Genomic DNA, 16,040 nt, shown 5'->3' on the forward strand with positions numbered 1-16,040 from the left:
GGAAATGAATCAATCGGACCCACGCACGGTCGCTCCCGAACTGTCGGTCGTCATCCCCGTCTACAACGAGGAAGAAGGACTCGGCGCGCTGTTCTCGCGCCTGTACCCGGCGCTCGACGCGCTCGGCACGAGCTATGAGGTGATTTTCATCAATGACGGCAGCCGCGACCGGTCGCCCGCCATGCTCGCCGACCAGTTCCGTGCGCGCCCCGACACCACGCGCGTAATCCTGCTGAACGGCAACTACGGCCAGCACATGGCGATTCTCGCGGGCTTCGAGCAGTCGCGCGGCCAGATCGTCGTCACGCTCGACGCCGACCTGCAGAATCCGCCCGAAGAAATCGGCAAGCTGTGCGCGAAGATGCGCGAAGGCTTCGACTACGTCGGCACGATCCGCATGCAGCGCCGCGACAGCCTGTGGCGGCGCAAGGCGTCGCTGGCGATGAACCGTCTGCGTGAGCGCATCACGCGCATCAAGATGACCGATCAGGGCTGCATGCTGCGCGCGTATAGCCGTCACGTGATCGACACCATCAACCGCTGCGGCGAAGTGAACACGTTCATTCCCGCGCTCGCCTACACGTTCGCGCAAAACCCCGTCGAAATCGAGGTCGCGCACGAAGAGCGCTTCGCGGGCGAATCGAAGTATTCGATCTACAGCCTGATCCGCCTTAACTTCGACCTGGTGACGGGTTTCTCGGTCGTGCCGCTGCAATGGCTGTCGTTCATCGGCGTGATTCTCTCGATGGGCTCGGCGGCGCTGTTCGTGCTGCTGCTGATTCGCCGCTTCATCCTCGGCGCGGAAGTGCAAGGTGTGTTCACGCTGTTCGCCATCACGTTCTTCATGCTCGGCGTGATCATCTTCGCGCTCGGGCTGCTCGGCGAATACATCGGCCGCATCTATCAGCAGGTGCGCGCGCGTCCGCGTTATCTGGTGCAGACCATTCTCGAACAACGCGACGGCGAACCCGTGACGGCGCAGCCGCGTCAATCGGTCGTGCAGGGCATGCAGCCCTCGCCCATCGCGCGCGACGAACGGAGACAAGGCGCATGAAGCCGCGCGCCGTTGTCTTCGCGTATCACAATGTGGGTGTGCGCTGTCTGCAGACGCTGCTCGCGCGCGGCGTCGAGGTGGCCCTCGTCGTCACGCACGAAGACAGCCCGACGGAAAACATCTGGTTCGGCAGCGTGGCGTCGGTCGCGGCCGAGCACGGCATTCCCGTCGTCACGCCCGCCGATCCGAAGAGCCCCGAGTTGCGCGCGCGCATCGTCGCCGCGCAGCCCGACTTCATCTTCTCGTTCTATTACCGGCACATGCTGCCCGTCGATCTGCTCGCCGTCGCACCGCGCGGCGCGTACAACATGCACGGATCGCTGCTGCCGAAGTATCGCGGGCGCGTGCCTACCAACTGGGCCGTGCTGAACGGCGAGACGGAAACGGGCGCGACGCTGCATGAAATGGCCGCGAAGCCGGACGCAGGCGCGATCATTGCGCAGACGCCCGTGCCCATCCTGCCCGACGACACGGCCGCCCAGGTGTTCGACAAGGTGACGGTCGCCGCCGAGCAGACGCTCTGGCGCGTGCTGCCCGCGCTGCTGAAAGGCGAAGCGCCGCATCTGCCGAACGACCTCGCGCACGGCAGCTATTTCGGCGGACGCAAGCCGGAAGACGGACGCCTCGACTTCAGCCAGAGCGGCCAGCAGGTCTACAACCTGATTCGCGCCGTGGCGCCGCCTTATCCGGGCGCGTTCACGGAGATCGGCGGCGAGCGCTTCGTCGTGGCGCGGGCGCGTCTCGCGCAGCCCGGTGCGGCCGGCGGGGATTTGCCGCCCGGCATCCACGTAGGCGATAATGGCTTTTTTGCGACATGCGGCGACGGCCGCGTGGTCGCCATCCACGAATTGCGGCATCAGCGCGACGGCAACGAGCGCGTCGTCACCCCCGCCGAATTCACCCAGCTCACTCAATCTTTCCGTAACGCATGAAAAAAGTCCTGATTCTGGGTGTGAACGGCTTCATCGGCCATCACCTGTCCAAGCGCATTCTCGAAACGACCGACTGGGAAGTGTTCGGCATGGACATGCAGACCGAACGTCTCGGTGACCTCGTGAACCACGAGCGCATGCATTTCTTCGAGGGTGACATCACGATCAACAAGGAGTGGGTCGAGTATCACGTGAAGAAGTGCGACGTGATCCTGCCCCTCGTCGCGATCGCCACGCCCGCCACGTACGTGAAGCAGCCGCTGCGCGTGTTCGAACTGGACTTCGAGGCGAATCTGCCCATCGTCCGTTCGGCCGTGAAGTACGGCAAGCATCTCGTCTTCCCGTCGACGTCGGAAGTCTATGGCATGTGTTCGGACGAGCAGTTCGACCCGGACGAGTCCGCCCTCACCTACGGCCCGATCAACAAGCCGCGCTGGATCTACGCGTGCTCGAAGCAGCTGATGGACCGCGTGATCTGGGGCTACGGCATGGAAGGCCTGAACTTCACGCTGTTCCGTCCGTTCAACTGGATCGGCCCGGGCCTCGACTCGATCTACACGCCGAAGGAAGGTTCGTCGCGCGTGGTCACGCAGTTCCTCGGCCATATCGTGCGCGGTGAAAACATCAGCCTCGTCGACGGCGGCGCGCAGAAGCGCGCGTTCACGGATATCGACGACGGCATCAGCGCGCTGATGAAGATCATCGAAAACAAGAACGGCGTCGCGACGGGCAAGATCTACAACATCGGCAATCCGACCAACAACTTCTCGGTGCGCGAACTCGCGCACAAGATGCTGGCACTTGCGGCCGAATTCCCCGAGTACGCGGAAATGGCGAAGAAGGTGCAACTGGTCGAGACGTCGTCGGGCGCCTACTACGGCTCGGGCTATCAGGACGTGCAGAACCGCGTGCCGAAGATCGACAACACGAAGCAGGAACTGAACTGGGCGCCGCAATCGACGTTCGACGAAGCCCTGCGGAAGATCTTCGAAGCGTACCGCGGCCATGTCGCCGAAGCGCGCGCCCTCGTCGAACAACAGTAAAGGCTGCCGCTCTTGGCCTTGATCGTCCTGAAGATCGACGTCGATACGTTGCGCGGCACGCGTGAAGGCGTGCCGAACCTCGCGCGTATCTTCGACCGCTACAAGGCGCGCGCCACGTTCCTTTTCAGCCTTGGGCCGGATCACACCGGCTGGGCGATGCGCCGCGTGCTGCGGCCGGGCTTTCTGAAGAAGGTGTCGCGCACTTCCGTGGTCGAGCACTACGGCGTGAAGCAGCTGATGTACGGCGTGCTGCTGCCGGGGCCGGACATCGGCGCGCGCGCCCGCTCGGAAATGCGCGCGATCCACGAAGCCGGCTTCGAATGCGGCATCCACACGTGGGATCACGTCTACTGGCAGGACAACGTGCGTTCGCGTCCGCGCGACTGGACCGTCGCGCAGATGCAGAAGAGCCACGACCGTTTCGCCGACATCTTCGGCATGCCGCCCGTCACGCACGGCGCGGCCGGCTGGCAGATGAACGGTCACGCGTTCGAGCAGATCGACGCGTGGGGCATGCAGTACGCGTCCGACGGACGCGGACATACGCCTTACTTCCCGGTCGTCGGCGGACGCACGCTGTCGCATGTGCAGATGCCGACCACGCTGCCCACGCTCGACGAAGTGCTGGGCATCGATGGCATCGACACGGACAACGTCGCCGCGTGGATGCTGAAGCGCACCGAAAACAATCCGCACGATCAGGTGTTCACGCTGCACGCAGAACTCGAAGGCCAGAAGCTTGCGCCCGTGTTCGAGCAGCTGCTGGCCGGCTGGCGCGCGCAAGGCCACACGTTCGCGACGATGGGCGATTACCACGCCACGCTAGACCGCGACACACTGCCGTCGTACCCTGTCACGTGGGGCGAAATTCCGGGCCGCTCCGGCGAACTGATCGTTCAGCCCGACTAGCCGTGCATGGGGCCGCGTATCGTTCCTTCGTTGGATACGCGCTCGCCCGATGCACGCCGTCCTGTTCGCCGGCCGGGCAATCTGCCCACGACGGCCTCGCAACGCGCCGCATGACCGTCCCGATGCCGCCCCGCGAAATCACCCCAAGCAACCCCGAAGAAAAAGTTCAGGCGCGCAGCCCACGCTGCCGCCGGCACCGATAACAACCGGAGGACCACGTGCCCATCGCAGTCGATCAACCCGTTCCCGACTTCACCGCCCCGGCTACCGGCGGCGACTTCACGCTGTCCAGCCTGCGCGGCAAAAAGGTCGTCGTGTATTTCTATCCGAAAGACAACACGCCCGGCTGCACGACGGAAGGCCTGCAGTTCCGCGACCTGTATCCGAAGTTCAAGAAGGCGGGCGCGGAGATCATCGGCGTGTCGCGCGACAGCGTGCGCTCGCACGATAACTTCAAGGCCAAGCTCGAATTGCCGTTTACCTTGGTATCGGACCCCGACGAAACGCTGTGCACGCTCTTCGGCGTCATGAAACTGAAGAAAATGTATGGCAAAGAAGTACGGGGAATCGAGCGCTCCACATTCGTCATCGATGCCGAAGGCGTGTTGCGCCGCGAGTGGCGCGGCGTGAAAGTGCCGGGGCATGTCGACGAGATTCTGGAGGCTGTACAAGCGCTTTGAGGCGCGTTATATTGGGCCGCAATGAGTGCCTGTTCACATACTTTTTTCCGCAGTTGCGCTGCAGATCGCGTAGTTGTCGTCGCTGACCACGAGGCAGTGATTCCGGCAATGAGGCGAGCCATGAGGCGCAATGCGATGACCGAAGTCAAGCCGCTTGCCCCGGTTGCCGGGGCGGCGGCTTTTTTCATTGCGCGAAGCTGTTCGCGTCGTTCGCAGCGCACTTTCGTCAAGGAGCCGATCGAAAACCAGGCGAACCGGCATTACTAATCCGACACGCGCCACCGGACGCAAATTGCGAGCGCACAACGCACGACAGTTTGCGGCAGGCGGCGAAGAATTGTGACCCGCTTTACTTGAGGGAAACCATGCCTTTGCCTACCCCCCCCAGCAAGCTCGGCAATCTGTTGCCGCCTGATGAATACACGGCGAAGCCTGCAAAGCCTGGTCGAAAACAGGCGCAAGAAGGGGAGCAAGCCGCATCGGCCGAATATGGCCGCGCCAATGTTGCCGCACCGATGACGCACGCCGCCAACGCGGCCACCACCCTGCGCCCTGTCCCGCACGCCGTTCCCGCCACTGAAGAAGCCGCGCCGTCGCGCAGCCGCAAGTCGAAGCAGACGGCTGCGTTGCTGCAGCCGGTGCCGTCCGCGCCCGCCGCCGACGCGCAAACGGCAGCGCCCGTTGTCGCGCGCCGCGGCAAGGGTTCCGCCGAAGCAGAAGCGCCCGCCGCTGCCGGCGCCAAACCGGCGCGTACGGCTACGAAGAAAGGCGCGACCAAAGGCGCACAGGTCGAAATCCGCAAGCTGTTCGTGCTCGACACCAACGTGCTGATGCACGATCCGACCTGCCTCTTCCGCTTCGAGGAACACGACGTCTATCTGCCCATGATGACGTTGGAAGAACTCGACAATCACAAGAAGGGGATGTCGGAAGTCGCGCGTAACGCGCGTCAGGTGAGCCGCACGCTGGATACGCTCGTCGCGAACGCGGGCGAGATGTCGGAAGGCATCCCCCTCGCGCGTCTCGGCAGCCGCGAAGCGCTCGGACGTCTGTATTTCCAGACGAAGCTCACGCATATCGAGCCCGTCGAAGGCCTGCCGCAAGGCAAGGCCGACAACCAGATTCTCGGCGTCGTGCGCGCGTTGCAGCGCGACCGTGAGGATCGCCAGGTCGTGCTGGTGTCTAAAGACATCAACATGCGCATCAAGGCGCACGCGCTCGGCCTGCCCGCTGAAGACTACTTCAACGACCAGGTTCTCGAAGACAAGGACCTGCTCTACTCCGGCATTCGCCAGCTGCCGCCCGACTTCTGGACGAAGCACGCGAAGGACATGGAGAGCTGGCAGGACACGAAGACGGGCACCACGTATTACCGCGTGACGGGTCCGCTGTGCGCGTCGATGCTGGTCAACGAGTTCGTGTATCTGGAGCCGCAAAACGGCGAGCCGGCGTTTCACGCGATCGTGCGCGAGCTGAACGGCAAGACGGCGCTGCTGCAGACGCTGCGCGACTACGGCCACCACAAGAACAACGTGTGGGGCATCACGGCGCGCAACCGCGAGCAGAACTTCGCGCTGAACCTGTTGATGAATCCCGAGATCGACTTCGTCACGCTGCTCGGCCAGGCAGGCACGGGCAAGACGCTGGTCGCGCTCGCGGCTGGCCTTGCGCAGGTGCTCGACGACAAGCGCTACAACGAGATCATCGTGACGCGCGCGACGGTTCCCGTCGGCGAGGACATCGGCTTCCTGCCCGGCACCGAAGAGGAAAAGATGCAGCCGTGGATGGGCGCATTCGACGACAACCTCGAAGTGCTCCAGAAGACGGACGATGCCGCAGGCGAATGGGGCCGCGCGGCGACGCAGGAACTGATCCGCTCGCGCCTGAAGATCAAGAGCATGAACTTCATGCGCGGCCGGACGTTCGTCGACAAGTATCTGATCATCGACGAGGCGCAGAACCTGACGCCGAAGCAGATGAAGACGCTTGTCACGCGCGCGGGTCCGGGCACGAAGATCATCTGTCTCGGCAACATCGCGCAGATCGATACGCCGTATCTGACGGAAGGCAGCTCGGGCCTCACGTATGTCGTCGATCGCTTCAAGGGCTGGGCGCACAGCGGGCATGTGACGCTGGCGCGCGGCGAGCGTTCGCGTCTGGCGGATTACGCGTCGGATATTCTGTAACGCGCGTTTTTGCTTCTTCTCAAGCCGCTTTCGGTGTAACCCGGAAGCGGCTTTTTCATTTGCGCTTGTGTGACGCACTCTATGCGTGGTGCATTCAGCAACACACGGTTTGCGCGCGTATAGCGTCCGGGCAAAGCAACATTTAGCGCGTAAACTTCAAGTAATTCATCAAGAGTTGTTGCGAGAGGCCCGTCACGCGGGCTACCATCGGACATCGTCGGCTTTTGGCGAGCGTCTGCGCTCGTCCGTGCTTTCATGCTTCGCCTCGCGCTGTCACTGTTGGTCGTCGCCCTGCTCGCCGCCTGCTCAGGCGCGCCGCAGAAGACCGTGCGCGGCTCGGGCGGATCGTCTGCGTCCTCAAGCGGCGCATATCGCACGACGCCGCCGGGCTTCCCCCGTTTCGTCGATCACAGCATCGGCCGCGAAGAAATCTCGATTCAGGCGATGAGCCTCGTCGGCGTGCCGTATCGCTGGGGCGGCAACACGCCCGACAGCGGCTTCGATTGCAGCGGACTCGTACACTACGTCGTGCAGCGTGCGGCCTCGGTGAACCTGCCGCGCACCACCGCCGATATGAGTTCGCGCGGCGAATCCGTCGAACCCGACGAAGTCGCGCCCGGCGACCTGATCTTCTTCAACACGACCGGGCGCCCGCATTCGCACGTCGGGATTTACGTCGGCAAGCTGCGCTTCGTCAATGCGCCGTCGACGGGCGGCACCGTGCGGCTCGACTATCTGACCAATCCGTATTGGGCGAAGCGTTTCGACGGCATCCGCCGGGTCGCGCCTGCGTTGAGCAAGCCGGCGCCATTCGATGCGCCGAGTTATCAGGCTGCCGCGCCATCAACGCCTGCTGTGGCGACCGCCGAAGCTCCACGCGATGCCGCTGCTACGGAAGCCCAGGGTGGCGTGTCTCGCACTGTGTCCAGCGCTTATGCCGCCCAGTCGCGCACGCAAGCCGCGCCCGTCGCTAATACAGCGCCTGTGATGCCGGCCACGCCGCCCACAGCATCCGCCGATCAGTTCGAACCGCCGCCTCCCGGCATGAGCGCTGCACAAATGCAGGCGCGTGCGGCTGGCGCCGTGTCGCCGAACGTGTCGAATGCACCCGCACCCGACGCCATCGACGCAGCCGCCGATGCCTACGAACCGCCGCCGCCCGCAGCCATGGCAGCGCGTCAGGCCCGGCAGGCGCAGTCGTATAACGGATCGAACGGAGAAGCGGGCGGCGTGCAGATCATGCGCGCGTCGACGGCCTCGCGCCCCGTTCCCGCGCCGACGCAGACCAACGACGACCCGATCGCCGGTTTCGCCAATTACTGATCGAGTGGACGCAGGATCGCGAGATCAAAGCGGCACGCCTCGACGGCCCTGCCCGATTCGCCACCCGTCAGCGCGCACCTCTGCTATCTTTTGACGATATTTCCCTCACTTCCCTGATGGCGGGTGACGACGATGGATCTTGGTCTCAAAGACAAAGTGGTTCTGATAACGGGCGGCAGCAAGGGCATCGGACTCGCGTGCGCGCGCGCGTTTGCACAGGAAGGCGCGAAAGTCGCGATCGTATCGCGCGATCCCGCGAATCTCGCGCGCGCCCGCGAGCAGCTGGCGAGCGAAGGCTTGCACGTCCATCTGACGCGCGCCGATCTGCATGAGCCGCATAGCGCCGCCGATGTCGTCGAGGAAGCGACGAGCGCCGTGGGCCCGATCGACATTCTGATCAACAGCGCGGGCGCCGCGCGCCGCTACGATCCTGAAACGCTAGACGCCGCCGCCTTCAAGGCGACGATGGAAGCCAAATATTTCCCGTACATCTACCCGCAGCAGGAAGTGCTGAAACGCATGGCCGAGCGCGTCAAATCGGGCGCTGCGAAGGAGCCCGGCACGATCGTCAACATCATCGGGATGGGCGGCAAGATCGCGAGCGACATCCACATCGCGGGCGGCGCGGCCAATGCGGCGCTGATGCTCGCGACGGTCGGCCTCGCGCACTACTACGCGCGCTACGGCATCCGCATCAACGCGATCAATCCGGGCGCGACGTTGACGGAGCGTGTCGACGAAGCGCTGAAGCTGGAAGCGTCGCGCGAAGGCATCGACTCGGCCGAAGCGCTGGCGCGCGGCGAAGCAAGCGTGCCGCTCGGACGTTTCGCGAAACCGGAAGAAATTGCGGACGTCGCGCTGTTCTTGGCGAGCCGCCGCGCGAGCTATGTGACGGGCGCGATCGTCCCGATGGATGGAGGCAGCGCGCCGCTGATCTGAGCGCGGCGCGCTTTTTTAGAAGCTTCTGGAGCTTTAGAAGATGCGGTGACCGAGCCACCAGCCGGCCGCCGCGAGCACGGCGGAGGCGGGAATCGTCAGCACCCACGCCCAGACGATATTGCCCGCGACGCCCCAGCGCACAGCCGAGAGTTTCTGTGTCGCGCCGACGCCGACGATCGCGCCCGTGATCGTATGCGTCGTGGATACGGGAATACCGAGGAACGAAGCAACGAATAGCGTGATCGCGCCGCCCGCCTCTGCGCAAAAACCGCCGACCGGCTTGAGCTTGGTGATCTTCTGTCCCATCGTCCGCACGATGCGCCAGCCGCCGAACAGCGTGCCGAGACCCATCGACAGATAGCACGCGCCGATCACCCAGAGCGGCGGCGCGTCGCCCGTGGACGATGCGTAGCCCGTTGCGATCAGCAGCATCCAGATGATGCCGATGGTCTTTTGCGCGTCGTTGCCGCCGTGACCGAGGCTGTACAGCCCCGCCGACAGCAACTGCAGCCGCCGGAAGCGCCGGTCGACCTTGCTCGGCGGCGTGCGGAAATAGATCCACGACACCAGCAGCATGAAGAACGAGCCCAGCACGAAACCGAGCAGCGGCGACACGAAGATGAACGCGATCGTCTTCAGCAACCCGTCCCAGTTCAGCGCGCCCCAGCCCGATTTCGCGAGCGCGGAGCCCACCAGTCCGCCGATCAGCGCATGCGACGAGCTGGACGGAATGCCGTAGTACCACGTCACGATGTTCCAGCCGATCGCACCGACCAGCGCACCGAACACGACGTAGTGATCGACGATGCCGGGGTCGATCGTGCCCTTGCCGACCGTCTGCGCGACTTTCAGGTGAAAAATGAAATACGCGATGACGTTGAAGGCGGCCGCGAACGCGACGGCCTGTTGCGGCTTCAGCACGCCCGTCGACACGACCGTGGCGATCGAGTTCGCCGCGTCGTGAAAACCGTTCATGAAGTCGAAGACGAGCGCAACGACGACGAGCGTCGCGACCGCCCAGATGGCGAGTTGTATCGAATGCATTACGCGTTTTCCAGCACGATGCCTTCGATGATGTTCGCCACGTCCTCGCACTTGTCCGTGATCGCTTCGAGCAGTTCGTAGATCGCTTTCAGCTTGATCAGCGTCTTGACGTCGTCCTCTTCGCGGAAGAGCTTCGACATCGCCGAGCGCAGCACGCGGTCGGCATCCGACTCCAGACGGTCGATGTCTTCGCACGCTTTCAGGATCTCGCGCGCCTGCTTCATGTCCGACAACATGCCAACGGCCGCCTGCACGCGTTCGCAGCAAGCCGTCGAAATGTGGGCGAGCTGGCTCGCCTCCGACGTGACGGCCCGCACGTCGTACAGCGAAATAGCCGTGGCGACGTCCTCCATCAGGTCGAGGATGTCGTCCATCGTGGTGATCAGCTTGTGGATTTCGTCGCGGTCGAGCGGCGTGATGAAGGTCTTGTGCAGCAGATCGATGGTTTCGTGCGTCAGTTTGTCGGCCGCTTTTTCGGCCGTTTGCACGTTTTGCTTGTGAATCTCGGCGTCGCCGAGGTTATCGATCAACAGTTCGAGTTCGCGGCTGCCGGAAACGATGTGCTTGGCGTGCGCGTTGAAGATTTCAAAGAATTTGCCCTCGGTGGGCATGAATCGACCGAACATTGGGGTCCCGGGAAATGGTCACGGTGTGGCTGTCATAAAACCGCAACATTGTACCTTTCCGGACCATCCCGAGTGCGCCGCGCGCCCAGGTTTTGTGCGCGCGCGCAACGCCAGGCGCAACCGGGTTTCCCCGTTTGCGCCCAGATGTGCTACTCGCCGCCGTAGAAATTCTGCGGACCCGCAAAGTTATCGAACTTCGTGAATTGTCCATGGAACGTGAGTCGAACGGGGCCGATCGGACCGTTACGCTGCTTGCCGATGATAATTTCGGCGGTGCCCTTGTCGGGGCTGTCCGGGTTGTAGACTTCGTCGCGGTAAATGAACAGGATCACGTCCGCGTCCTGTTCGATTGCACCTGATTCGCGCAAGTCCGACATCACCGGGCGCTTGTTCGGGCGCTGTTCGAGGCCTCGATTCAACTGCGACAGCGCGATCACGGGCACGTCGAGTTCCTTGGCGAGACTCTTCAACGAACGTGAGATTTCCGAGATTTCGGTCGCACGGTTTTCGCCCGACGACGAGCCGCTCATCAGCTGCAAATAGTCGATGATGATCAGCCCGAGCTTGCCGCATTGCCGCGACAGACGGCGCGCGCGCGAGCGCAGTTCCATCGGGTTCAGGCCGCCCGTTTCGTCGATGAAAATCTGCGCCTCGCTCATTTTCTGCACGGCGTGCGTGAGCTTCGGCCAATCCTCGTCGGTCAGACGCCCGGTTCGCATACGATGCTGGTCCAGTCGGCCGACGGAGCCGAGCATACGCATGATCAGCTGCGTGCCCGGCATTTCCATCGAGAACACGGCAACGGGAAGACCATACTCGACGGCCACGTATTCGCCGACGTTCATCGAAAACGCCGTCTTACCCATCGACGGACGCCCTGCCACGATGATCAGTTCGCCGCCGTGCATGCCCGACGTCATGCGGTCCAGATCGACGAAGCCAGTCGGCGTGCCCGTCACGTCGCTCGGATTGGCCGTGTGATACAGCGTGTCGATGCGCTCGACGACCTGCGTCAACAGTGGCCCGATTTCGAGGAAGCCCTGCGTGCCGCGCGCGCCGTCTTCGGCGATCGAGAACACTTTCGACTCGGCCTCGTCGAGCAACTGGCGGACTTCCTTGCCTTGCGGATTGAAGGCGTCGGCGGAAATTTCGTCGGCCACGGACACAAGGCGGCGCAGCACCGCGCGGTCGCGCACGATTTCCGCATAGCGCCGGATGTTGGCCGCGCTCGGCGTGTTCTGCGCGAGCGCGTTCAGATACGCGAGCCCGCCGACGTCGTCGGCCTTGCCTGAGGTGGTCAGCGCTTCGTACACGGTCACGACGTCGGCGGGACGCGTCGCCGCGATCAACCTGCCGATGTGCTCGAAGATGACACGGTGGTCGAAGCGGTAGAAGTCGCTTTGCGCGAGGAAGTCAGCGATGCGGTCCCATGCGGCGTTGTCGAGCAGCAGACCGCCCAGTACCGATTGCTCGGCCTCGATAGAATGGGGCGGGACTTTCAGCGACTCGATTTGAGGATCTTTCGACGGTGCGTTCATGGGGTGGAATTATCGAACAAATAGAGACGACGGGATAGCTGCTCGCTTCGCAAACCGCTCGGACACGTAAATCGATGATTGCGAAGACAAAAAAGGCAGAGGCCGGTTTCCCGGCCCCTGCCCTTCATCGCCAGAAATTTCCTGGCGATCTGACTTCTTGTCTTGGCGCGATGCTTAGACGTGCTCGCCCAGCACCGACACCGTGACATCGACGAGGACGTCCGTGTGCAGCGCCACTTGGACCGGATGGTCGCCGACGATCTTCAGCGGGCCTTCCGGCAGACGCACTTGCGCCTTTTCCACTTCGAAGCCTTGCTTGCCCAGTGCAGCAGCGATGTCCGCGTTCGTGACCGAACCGAACAGACGGCCGTCGACGCCAGCCTTCTGGCCGATCTGAACCGTCAGACCTGCCAGCTTTTCGCCTTGAGCCTGAGCAGCCGTCAGCTTTTCAGCGGCGACCTTTTCCAGTTCTGCGCGGCGAACTTCGAATTCAGCGATTGCGTCCTTCGTTGCGCGGCGTGCCTTCTTGTTCGGGATCAGGAAGTTACGTGCGTAACCGTCCTTGACCTTGACGATGTCGCCCAGGTTGCCGACGTTCAGGACTTTTTCGAGAAGAATGATTTGCATTCGGATGCTCCTTGTGACGTCGACGGATTAGGCCTTGTGCTGATCGGTGTACGGCATCAGCGCGAGGAAACGTGCGCGCTTGATGGCCGTGTCGAGCTGGCGTTGATAGTGGGCCTTGGTACCCGTCAGACGTGCCGGCGTGATCTTGCCGTTTTCGCCGATGAAGTCCTTCAGCGTATCGATGTCCTTGTAGTCGATCTGTTCGACACCTGCAGCCGTGAAACGGCAGAACTTCTTGCGCTTGAAGAGCGGGTTTTGTTGCTGACGACGCTTGTCGAATTTCTTACCAGTCGGGCGGGGCATGATTAGTCCTTTCCAATGTCCTGCAATTCTGTGATGTGAAACACCAGAGTTCTCGCGTTGCGGCTTTTCTTCGCCAGGAAGCCGGTGAAGAGCGTATCGACGCCCATTTCAACCCGCTCCAGCCTGCCGCTCGCTTCGCCGGCCGCAACCGCCTGCAAGGTCAGTTCGACGGTTCGGGCAATGCCCGCTTCGACGACCTGCGTGCGGTGTTGCAACGTACAGCCTGCAATCGGAACGCCGGCGGGGGTATACCGCACCGGTTCGCGTTCGACGACGCTTGCCGTGAGTTGCAGCCGGTTCATCGGTTCCTTTTACGGTTGCCCGCGTAGTGACCTGATTAGCGGCGCGTGGTGACTCTGATGGCTTAACGGTTCTGCTTTAAGCCTGCGCTTCGGCCGACTGCGTTGCAGCTGCCTTCTTGGCTTCTTCGCGCTGCACTTCCTTCATCATCGGCGACGGGCCGGTTTCGGCCTTCTTCATCTTGACGATGAGGTGACGCAGAACAGCGTCGTTGAACTTGAACGCGTGTTCCAGCTCGTCGAGCGTCGTCTGGTCGCATTCGATGTTCATGCAGACGTAGTGAGCCTTCGCGAGTTTCTCGATCATGTAGGCCAGTTGGCGACGGCCCCAGTCTTCGATACGGTGGATCTGGCCACCGTGCGACGTGATCGTGGACTTGTAACGCTCGATCATCGCGGGCACTTGCTCGCTTTGATCGGGGTGCACGATGAATACGATTTCGTAATGACGCATGTTCACTCCTTTTGGATTAAAGCCACCCGGGCGTCGGAACCGGTGTGGCAAGTGAGAAGCCGAAGAATATAACCTGAATCGGCACTGTTTGCAAGATAAAGCGCGGGGCGGAGGCGCAATTCGGGCGTGTTTTCAATGATTTAGGGGCGACGGACGCTCGAAAAGCGCCCGTCGCCCCTAAAAGTCTGCCGGCAAGAGTTATCAACTGCCCGAATACGGCGCTCCCGGCTCCGCGCCATGCAGCCGCGCCGTCAGCGCCGTCTGCAGCGCCGTCAACGCTTCGGGCGCGGCGTCCGTCACGGCCCACCACATCATGCCGTCGTCGCGCCAGCGGGCGACGGCATAGCCGTCCTGCACCAGCGCCGGGCCCGGCTTGCCCGCCGAGCGGTCGTCCTCGGGGAACACGTAGACGTCGATGACGTGCTTCGCGTGCCGGTACGTCAGCACGGCCACCCGCCGATGCCCGACGTAGTCGAGCCGCCCGCCCGCCAGCGGAAACCCGCTCGCCGCGAGATCCTCGACGGGCGGCGCATAGTCGAGCTTGCCGTTGAACCACGGTTTGACCGTGTGCTGATCGGACGACACCACGTCGATATCGTGCCCCGACAGCTGCGCCCGCACGTGGCTCGCCACCAGTTCGTCGACGAGCGGCAGCGGTTCGCCCGTCCGGTGCAGCGTCACCGCGACGCCCGCCGCGACCAGCGCGCAAAACGCGAGCGCAAGACCGCCGCGCCAGGCTGCACTCTGCTGCCAGCCTCCGGTCATCGAGCCGCCCGCGCCCTCGCCCGCCAGCGGCCCGAAACCGCCGCCTTTCGGCAGTTGAGGCAACTGCAGCCACTCCAGCCAGCCCTTGCGCTGCCTCGCGCGCGGTTCGCGCTGCCGTTCACGCTCTGGCTCGCTTTCGCGCACTGTCCGTTCCGGCGCCGCCGGTTCCGTCGACGGCAACGCCGCCAGGATGCTCGCGCGCAGTTCGTCCGGCGCGCGATAGTAATTGGCCGAGCGCACCGCGCCCTTCATCGCCCGTACCATCTCGCTTTCCCTCCGGCAAGACTCGCAGCTTTCGATATGCCGCTGCACGTCGCGCGATTGCGGCGGCGTGAGTTCATGGTCCGCATTCGCATCGAGAAGCGGCCGTGCTTCGTTACAGTCCATCGGGCGCCTCCTGTGCGAGTCCGCCCGGCAACGCGCCGGGAGCGTGCGGCATCCAGCCGCTGTCGGTTTTGCGTGGGGTGTCGGGCGATCCAGCGCCGCCGTCGTGCGCCGGGCGGGACGAGCCGGCCGTCCGGGACGCCGCGCGCACCGCCGGCCGCGCCCCCGATACGCCGCCCGCCCCGTCCGGCGCACGCTGCGCAGCGCCTCCATCGCGCGCGCCGCCTTTTGGCCGCGCGCTCCCCTTCGATTGCAACGTCGTCAGCGCCGTCGCAAGCTTGCGTCGACCGCGCGCGAGCCGCGACATCACGGTGCCGACGGGCAGATCCGCGATCGTCGCGATTTCGCGGTAACTCAGCTCTTCCAGTTCGCGCAGGATCAGCACCTCGCGATACTCGACGGGCAGCAATTCCAGCGCCTCGTGCACGAGCCGCGTGTCTTCGTCGCGGATCAGCAGCGCTTCGGGATCGGGCGAACTCGAACTCCAGCCTTCGAACGATTCGTCGTCGAGGTTCTCGTCGAATTCGACCGTCGCGTTCACGCCGCCCGAACGCCTGCGCCATTCCGTGTACCACGTGCGCCGCACGATCGCGAGCAGCCAGGGCCGCGCGGTCTCGCCGTGGAATGTGTCGAAGAAACGGTATGCGCGCATGAACGCTTCCTGCACGACGTCGTCCGCGTCGTGGCCGTTGCCGCATAGCCACCGCGCAAGGTTGTATGCGGCATCGAGATGCGGCAGCGCCATCTGCTGAAAACGCAGACTGCGTGCCGCCTCGGCGCGCGCGTCATTTGCGCGTTCGCCGCTCGCCGCATGTTTTCCGGTCTCATTCACCGATCGCCTCCAGGCTTGCCCAGACTTCACGGCTGCAAAACCTATCTTCGATCCAGTTTATTCCCGGGTTTCGCGCATCCTGCAAAAAATAAATCTGGGAAT

At 63.5% G+C, this 16,040-nt stretch carries 17 protein-coding genes; 8 read left to right on the forward strand and 9 right to left on the reverse strand.

All coding sequences use genetic code 11. The features are described 5' to 3' along the window. Positions 1-4: 4 nt before the first annotated feature. From QEN71_RS22435 to QEN71_RS22470, 8 genes are all read left to right on the forward strand, one after another. On the forward strand, positions 5-1,054 hold the full coding sequence (locus QEN71_RS22435; RefSeq protein WP_201652097.1) for a glycosyltransferase: 1,050 nt from the start codon (positions 5-7) through the stop codon (positions 1,052-1,054). Then, the gene (locus tag QEN71_RS22440) at positions 1,051-1,986 is read left to right on the forward strand and encodes a formyltransferase (protein WP_201652095.1); all 936 of its coding nucleotides are present in this window, start codon (positions 1,051-1,053) and stop codon (positions 1,984-1,986) included. The genes QEN71_RS22435 and QEN71_RS22440 overlap by 4 nt, the downstream gene beginning before the upstream one ends. Continuing rightward, complete coding sequence (locus tag QEN71_RS22445; RefSeq protein WP_201652093.1) at positions 1,983-3,029, forward strand: bifunctional UDP-4-keto-pentose/UDP-xylose synthase; 1,047 nt, start codon at positions 1,983-1,985, stop codon at positions 3,027-3,029. Before QEN71_RS22440 ends, QEN71_RS22445 begins: the two co-directional genes overlap by 4 nt. 12 nt (positions 3,030-3,041) lie before the next feature. Further along, complete coding sequence (locus QEN71_RS22450) at positions 3,042-3,938, forward strand: polysaccharide deacetylase family protein (protein WP_201652091.1); 897 nt, start codon at positions 3,042-3,044, stop codon at positions 3,936-3,938. A 218-nt stretch (positions 3,939-4,156) separates the two neighbouring features. Continuing rightward, positions 4,157-4,618: a peroxiredoxin gene (locus QEN71_RS22455; RefSeq protein WP_201652089.1), complete on the forward strand. Its 462-nt coding sequence runs from the start codon at positions 4,157-4,159 to the stop codon at positions 4,616-4,618. 365 nt (positions 4,619-4,983) lie between these two features. Beyond that, positions 4,984-6,804, forward strand: coding sequence for a PhoH family protein (locus tag QEN71_RS22460; RefSeq protein ID WP_201652087.1), 1,821 nt, complete (start codon positions 4,984-4,986; stop codon positions 6,802-6,804). 255 nt (positions 6,805-7,059) lie between these two features. Next, the gene (locus QEN71_RS22465; protein ID WP_201652085.1) at positions 7,060-8,127 is read left to right on the forward strand and encodes a C40 family peptidase; all 1,068 of its coding nucleotides are present in this window, start codon (positions 7,060-7,062) and stop codon (positions 8,125-8,127) included. A 132-nt stretch (positions 8,128-8,259) separates the two neighbouring features. Continuing rightward, entirely contained in the window at positions 8,260-9,066 is an 807-nt protein-coding gene (locus QEN71_RS22470) for an SDR family NAD(P)-dependent oxidoreductase (protein WP_201652083.1), read from the forward strand. Positions 9,067-9,099: 33 nt separating this feature from the next. Here QEN71_RS22470 and QEN71_RS22475 read toward each other — a convergent pair whose 3' ends face one another. The 9 genes from QEN71_RS22475 to QEN71_RS22515 form a co-directional block, all read right to left on the reverse strand. Then, positions 9,100-10,110, reverse strand: a complete 1,011-nt coding sequence (locus QEN71_RS22475; RefSeq protein WP_201652081.1) for an inorganic phosphate transporter — start codon at positions 10,108-10,110, stop codon at positions 9,100-9,102. Beyond that, complete coding sequence (locus QEN71_RS22480) at positions 10,110-10,736, reverse strand: DUF47 domain-containing protein (RefSeq protein ID WP_201652079.1); 627 nt, start codon at positions 10,734-10,736, stop codon at positions 10,110-10,112. The genes QEN71_RS22475 and QEN71_RS22480 overlap by 1 nt, the downstream gene beginning before the upstream one ends. Before the next feature lie 149 nt (positions 10,737-10,885). Next, positions 10,886-12,274, reverse strand: a complete 1,389-nt coding sequence (locus QEN71_RS22485; RefSeq protein ID WP_201652077.1) for a replicative DNA helicase — start codon at positions 12,272-12,274, stop codon at positions 10,886-10,888. A gap of 174 nt (positions 12,275-12,448) precedes the next feature. Next, the gene (gene rplI, locus QEN71_RS22490; RefSeq protein WP_201652075.1) at positions 12,449-12,901 is read right to left on the reverse strand and encodes a 50S ribosomal protein L9; all 453 of its coding nucleotides are present in this window, start codon (positions 12,899-12,901) and stop codon (positions 12,449-12,451) included. A 27-nt stretch (positions 12,902-12,928) separates the two neighbouring features. Then, positions 12,929-13,204 (reverse strand): 30S ribosomal protein S18, encoded by a 276-nt coding sequence (gene rpsR, locus QEN71_RS22495; protein ID WP_012400321.1) that lies wholly within the window; start codon positions 13,202-13,204, stop codon positions 12,929-12,931. Positions 13,205-13,206: 2 nt separating this feature from the next. Further along, on the reverse strand, positions 13,207-13,506 hold the full coding sequence (gene priB, locus QEN71_RS22500) for a primosomal replication protein N (protein WP_201652073.1): 300 nt from the start codon (positions 13,504-13,506) through the stop codon (positions 13,207-13,209). A 76-nt stretch (positions 13,507-13,582) separates the two neighbouring features. Continuing rightward, positions 13,583-13,957, reverse strand: coding sequence for a 30S ribosomal protein S6 (rpsF, locus tag QEN71_RS22505; protein ID WP_201652071.1), 375 nt, complete (start codon positions 13,955-13,957; stop codon positions 13,583-13,585). Between the two features lie 201 nt (positions 13,958-14,158). After that, positions 14,159-15,109 (reverse strand): anti-sigma factor family protein, encoded by a 951-nt coding sequence (locus QEN71_RS22510; RefSeq protein ID WP_201652069.1) that lies wholly within the window; start codon positions 15,107-15,109, stop codon positions 14,159-14,161. Continuing rightward, positions 15,099-15,938: an RNA polymerase sigma factor gene (locus tag QEN71_RS22515; RefSeq protein ID WP_201652067.1), complete on the reverse strand. Its 840-nt coding sequence runs from the start codon at positions 15,936-15,938 to the stop codon at positions 15,099-15,101. Before QEN71_RS22515 ends, QEN71_RS22510 begins: the two co-directional genes overlap by 11 nt. Positions 15,939-16,040 lie beyond the last annotated feature (102 nt).

Origin of the sequence: Paraburkholderia sabiae (genome assembly GCF_030412785.1) — a bacterium.
Taxonomy (GTDB): Bacteria; Pseudomonadota; Gammaproteobacteria; order Burkholderiales; family Burkholderiaceae; genus Paraburkholderia; species Paraburkholderia sabiae.

Bases quoted from the DNA above. Each gene is read 5' to 3' on its own strand.
- priB (WP_201652073.1), bottom strand. From the start codon at position 13,506: ATGAACCGGCTGCAACTCACGGCAAGCGTCGTCGAACGCGAACCGGTG.
- QEN71_RS22470 (WP_201652083.1), top strand. From the start codon at position 8,260: ATGGATCTTGGTCTCAAAGACAAAGTGGTTCTGATAACGGGCGGCAGC.
- QEN71_RS22510 (WP_201652069.1), bottom strand. From the start codon at position 15,109: ATGGACTGTAACGAAGCACGGCCGCTTCTCGATGCGAATGCGGACCAT.
- QEN71_RS22445 (WP_201652093.1), top strand. From the start codon at position 1,983: ATGAAAAAAGTCCTGATTCTGGGTGTGAACGGCTTCATCGGCCATCAC.
- QEN71_RS22465 (WP_201652085.1), top strand. From the start codon at position 7,060: ATGCTTCGCCTCGCGCTGTCACTGTTGGTCGTCGCCCTGCTCGCCGCC.
- QEN71_RS22460 (WP_201652087.1), top strand. From the start codon at position 4,984: ATGCCTTTGCCTACCCCCCCCAGCAAGCTCGGCAATCTGTTGCCGCCT.
- QEN71_RS22480 (WP_201652079.1), bottom strand. From the start codon at position 10,736: ATGTTCGGTCGATTCATGCCCACCGAGGGCAAATTCTTTGAAATCTTC.
- QEN71_RS22440 (WP_201652095.1), top strand. From the start codon at position 1,051: ATGAAGCCGCGCGCCGTTGTCTTCGCGTATCACAATGTGGGTGTGCGC.
- rpsR (WP_012400321.1), bottom strand. From the start codon at position 13,204: ATGCCCCGCCCGACTGGTAAGAAATTCGACAAGCGTCGTCAGCAACAA.
- QEN71_RS22435 (WP_201652097.1), top strand. From the start codon at position 5: ATGAATCAATCGGACCCACGCACGGTCGCTCCCGAACTGTCGGTCGTC.
- QEN71_RS22475 (WP_201652081.1), bottom strand. From the start codon at position 10,110: ATGCATTCGATACAACTCGCCATCTGGGCGGTCGCGACGCTCGTCGTC.
- rpsF (WP_201652071.1), bottom strand. From the start codon at position 13,957: ATGCGTCATTACGAAATCGTATTCATCGTGCACCCCGATCAAAGCGAG.
- rplI (WP_201652075.1), bottom strand. From the start codon at position 12,901: ATGCAAATCATTCTTCTCGAAAAAGTCCTGAACGTCGGCAACCTGGGC.
- QEN71_RS22485 (WP_201652077.1), bottom strand. From the start codon at position 12,274: ATGAACGCACCGTCGAAAGATCCTCAAATCGAGTCGCTGAAAGTCCCG.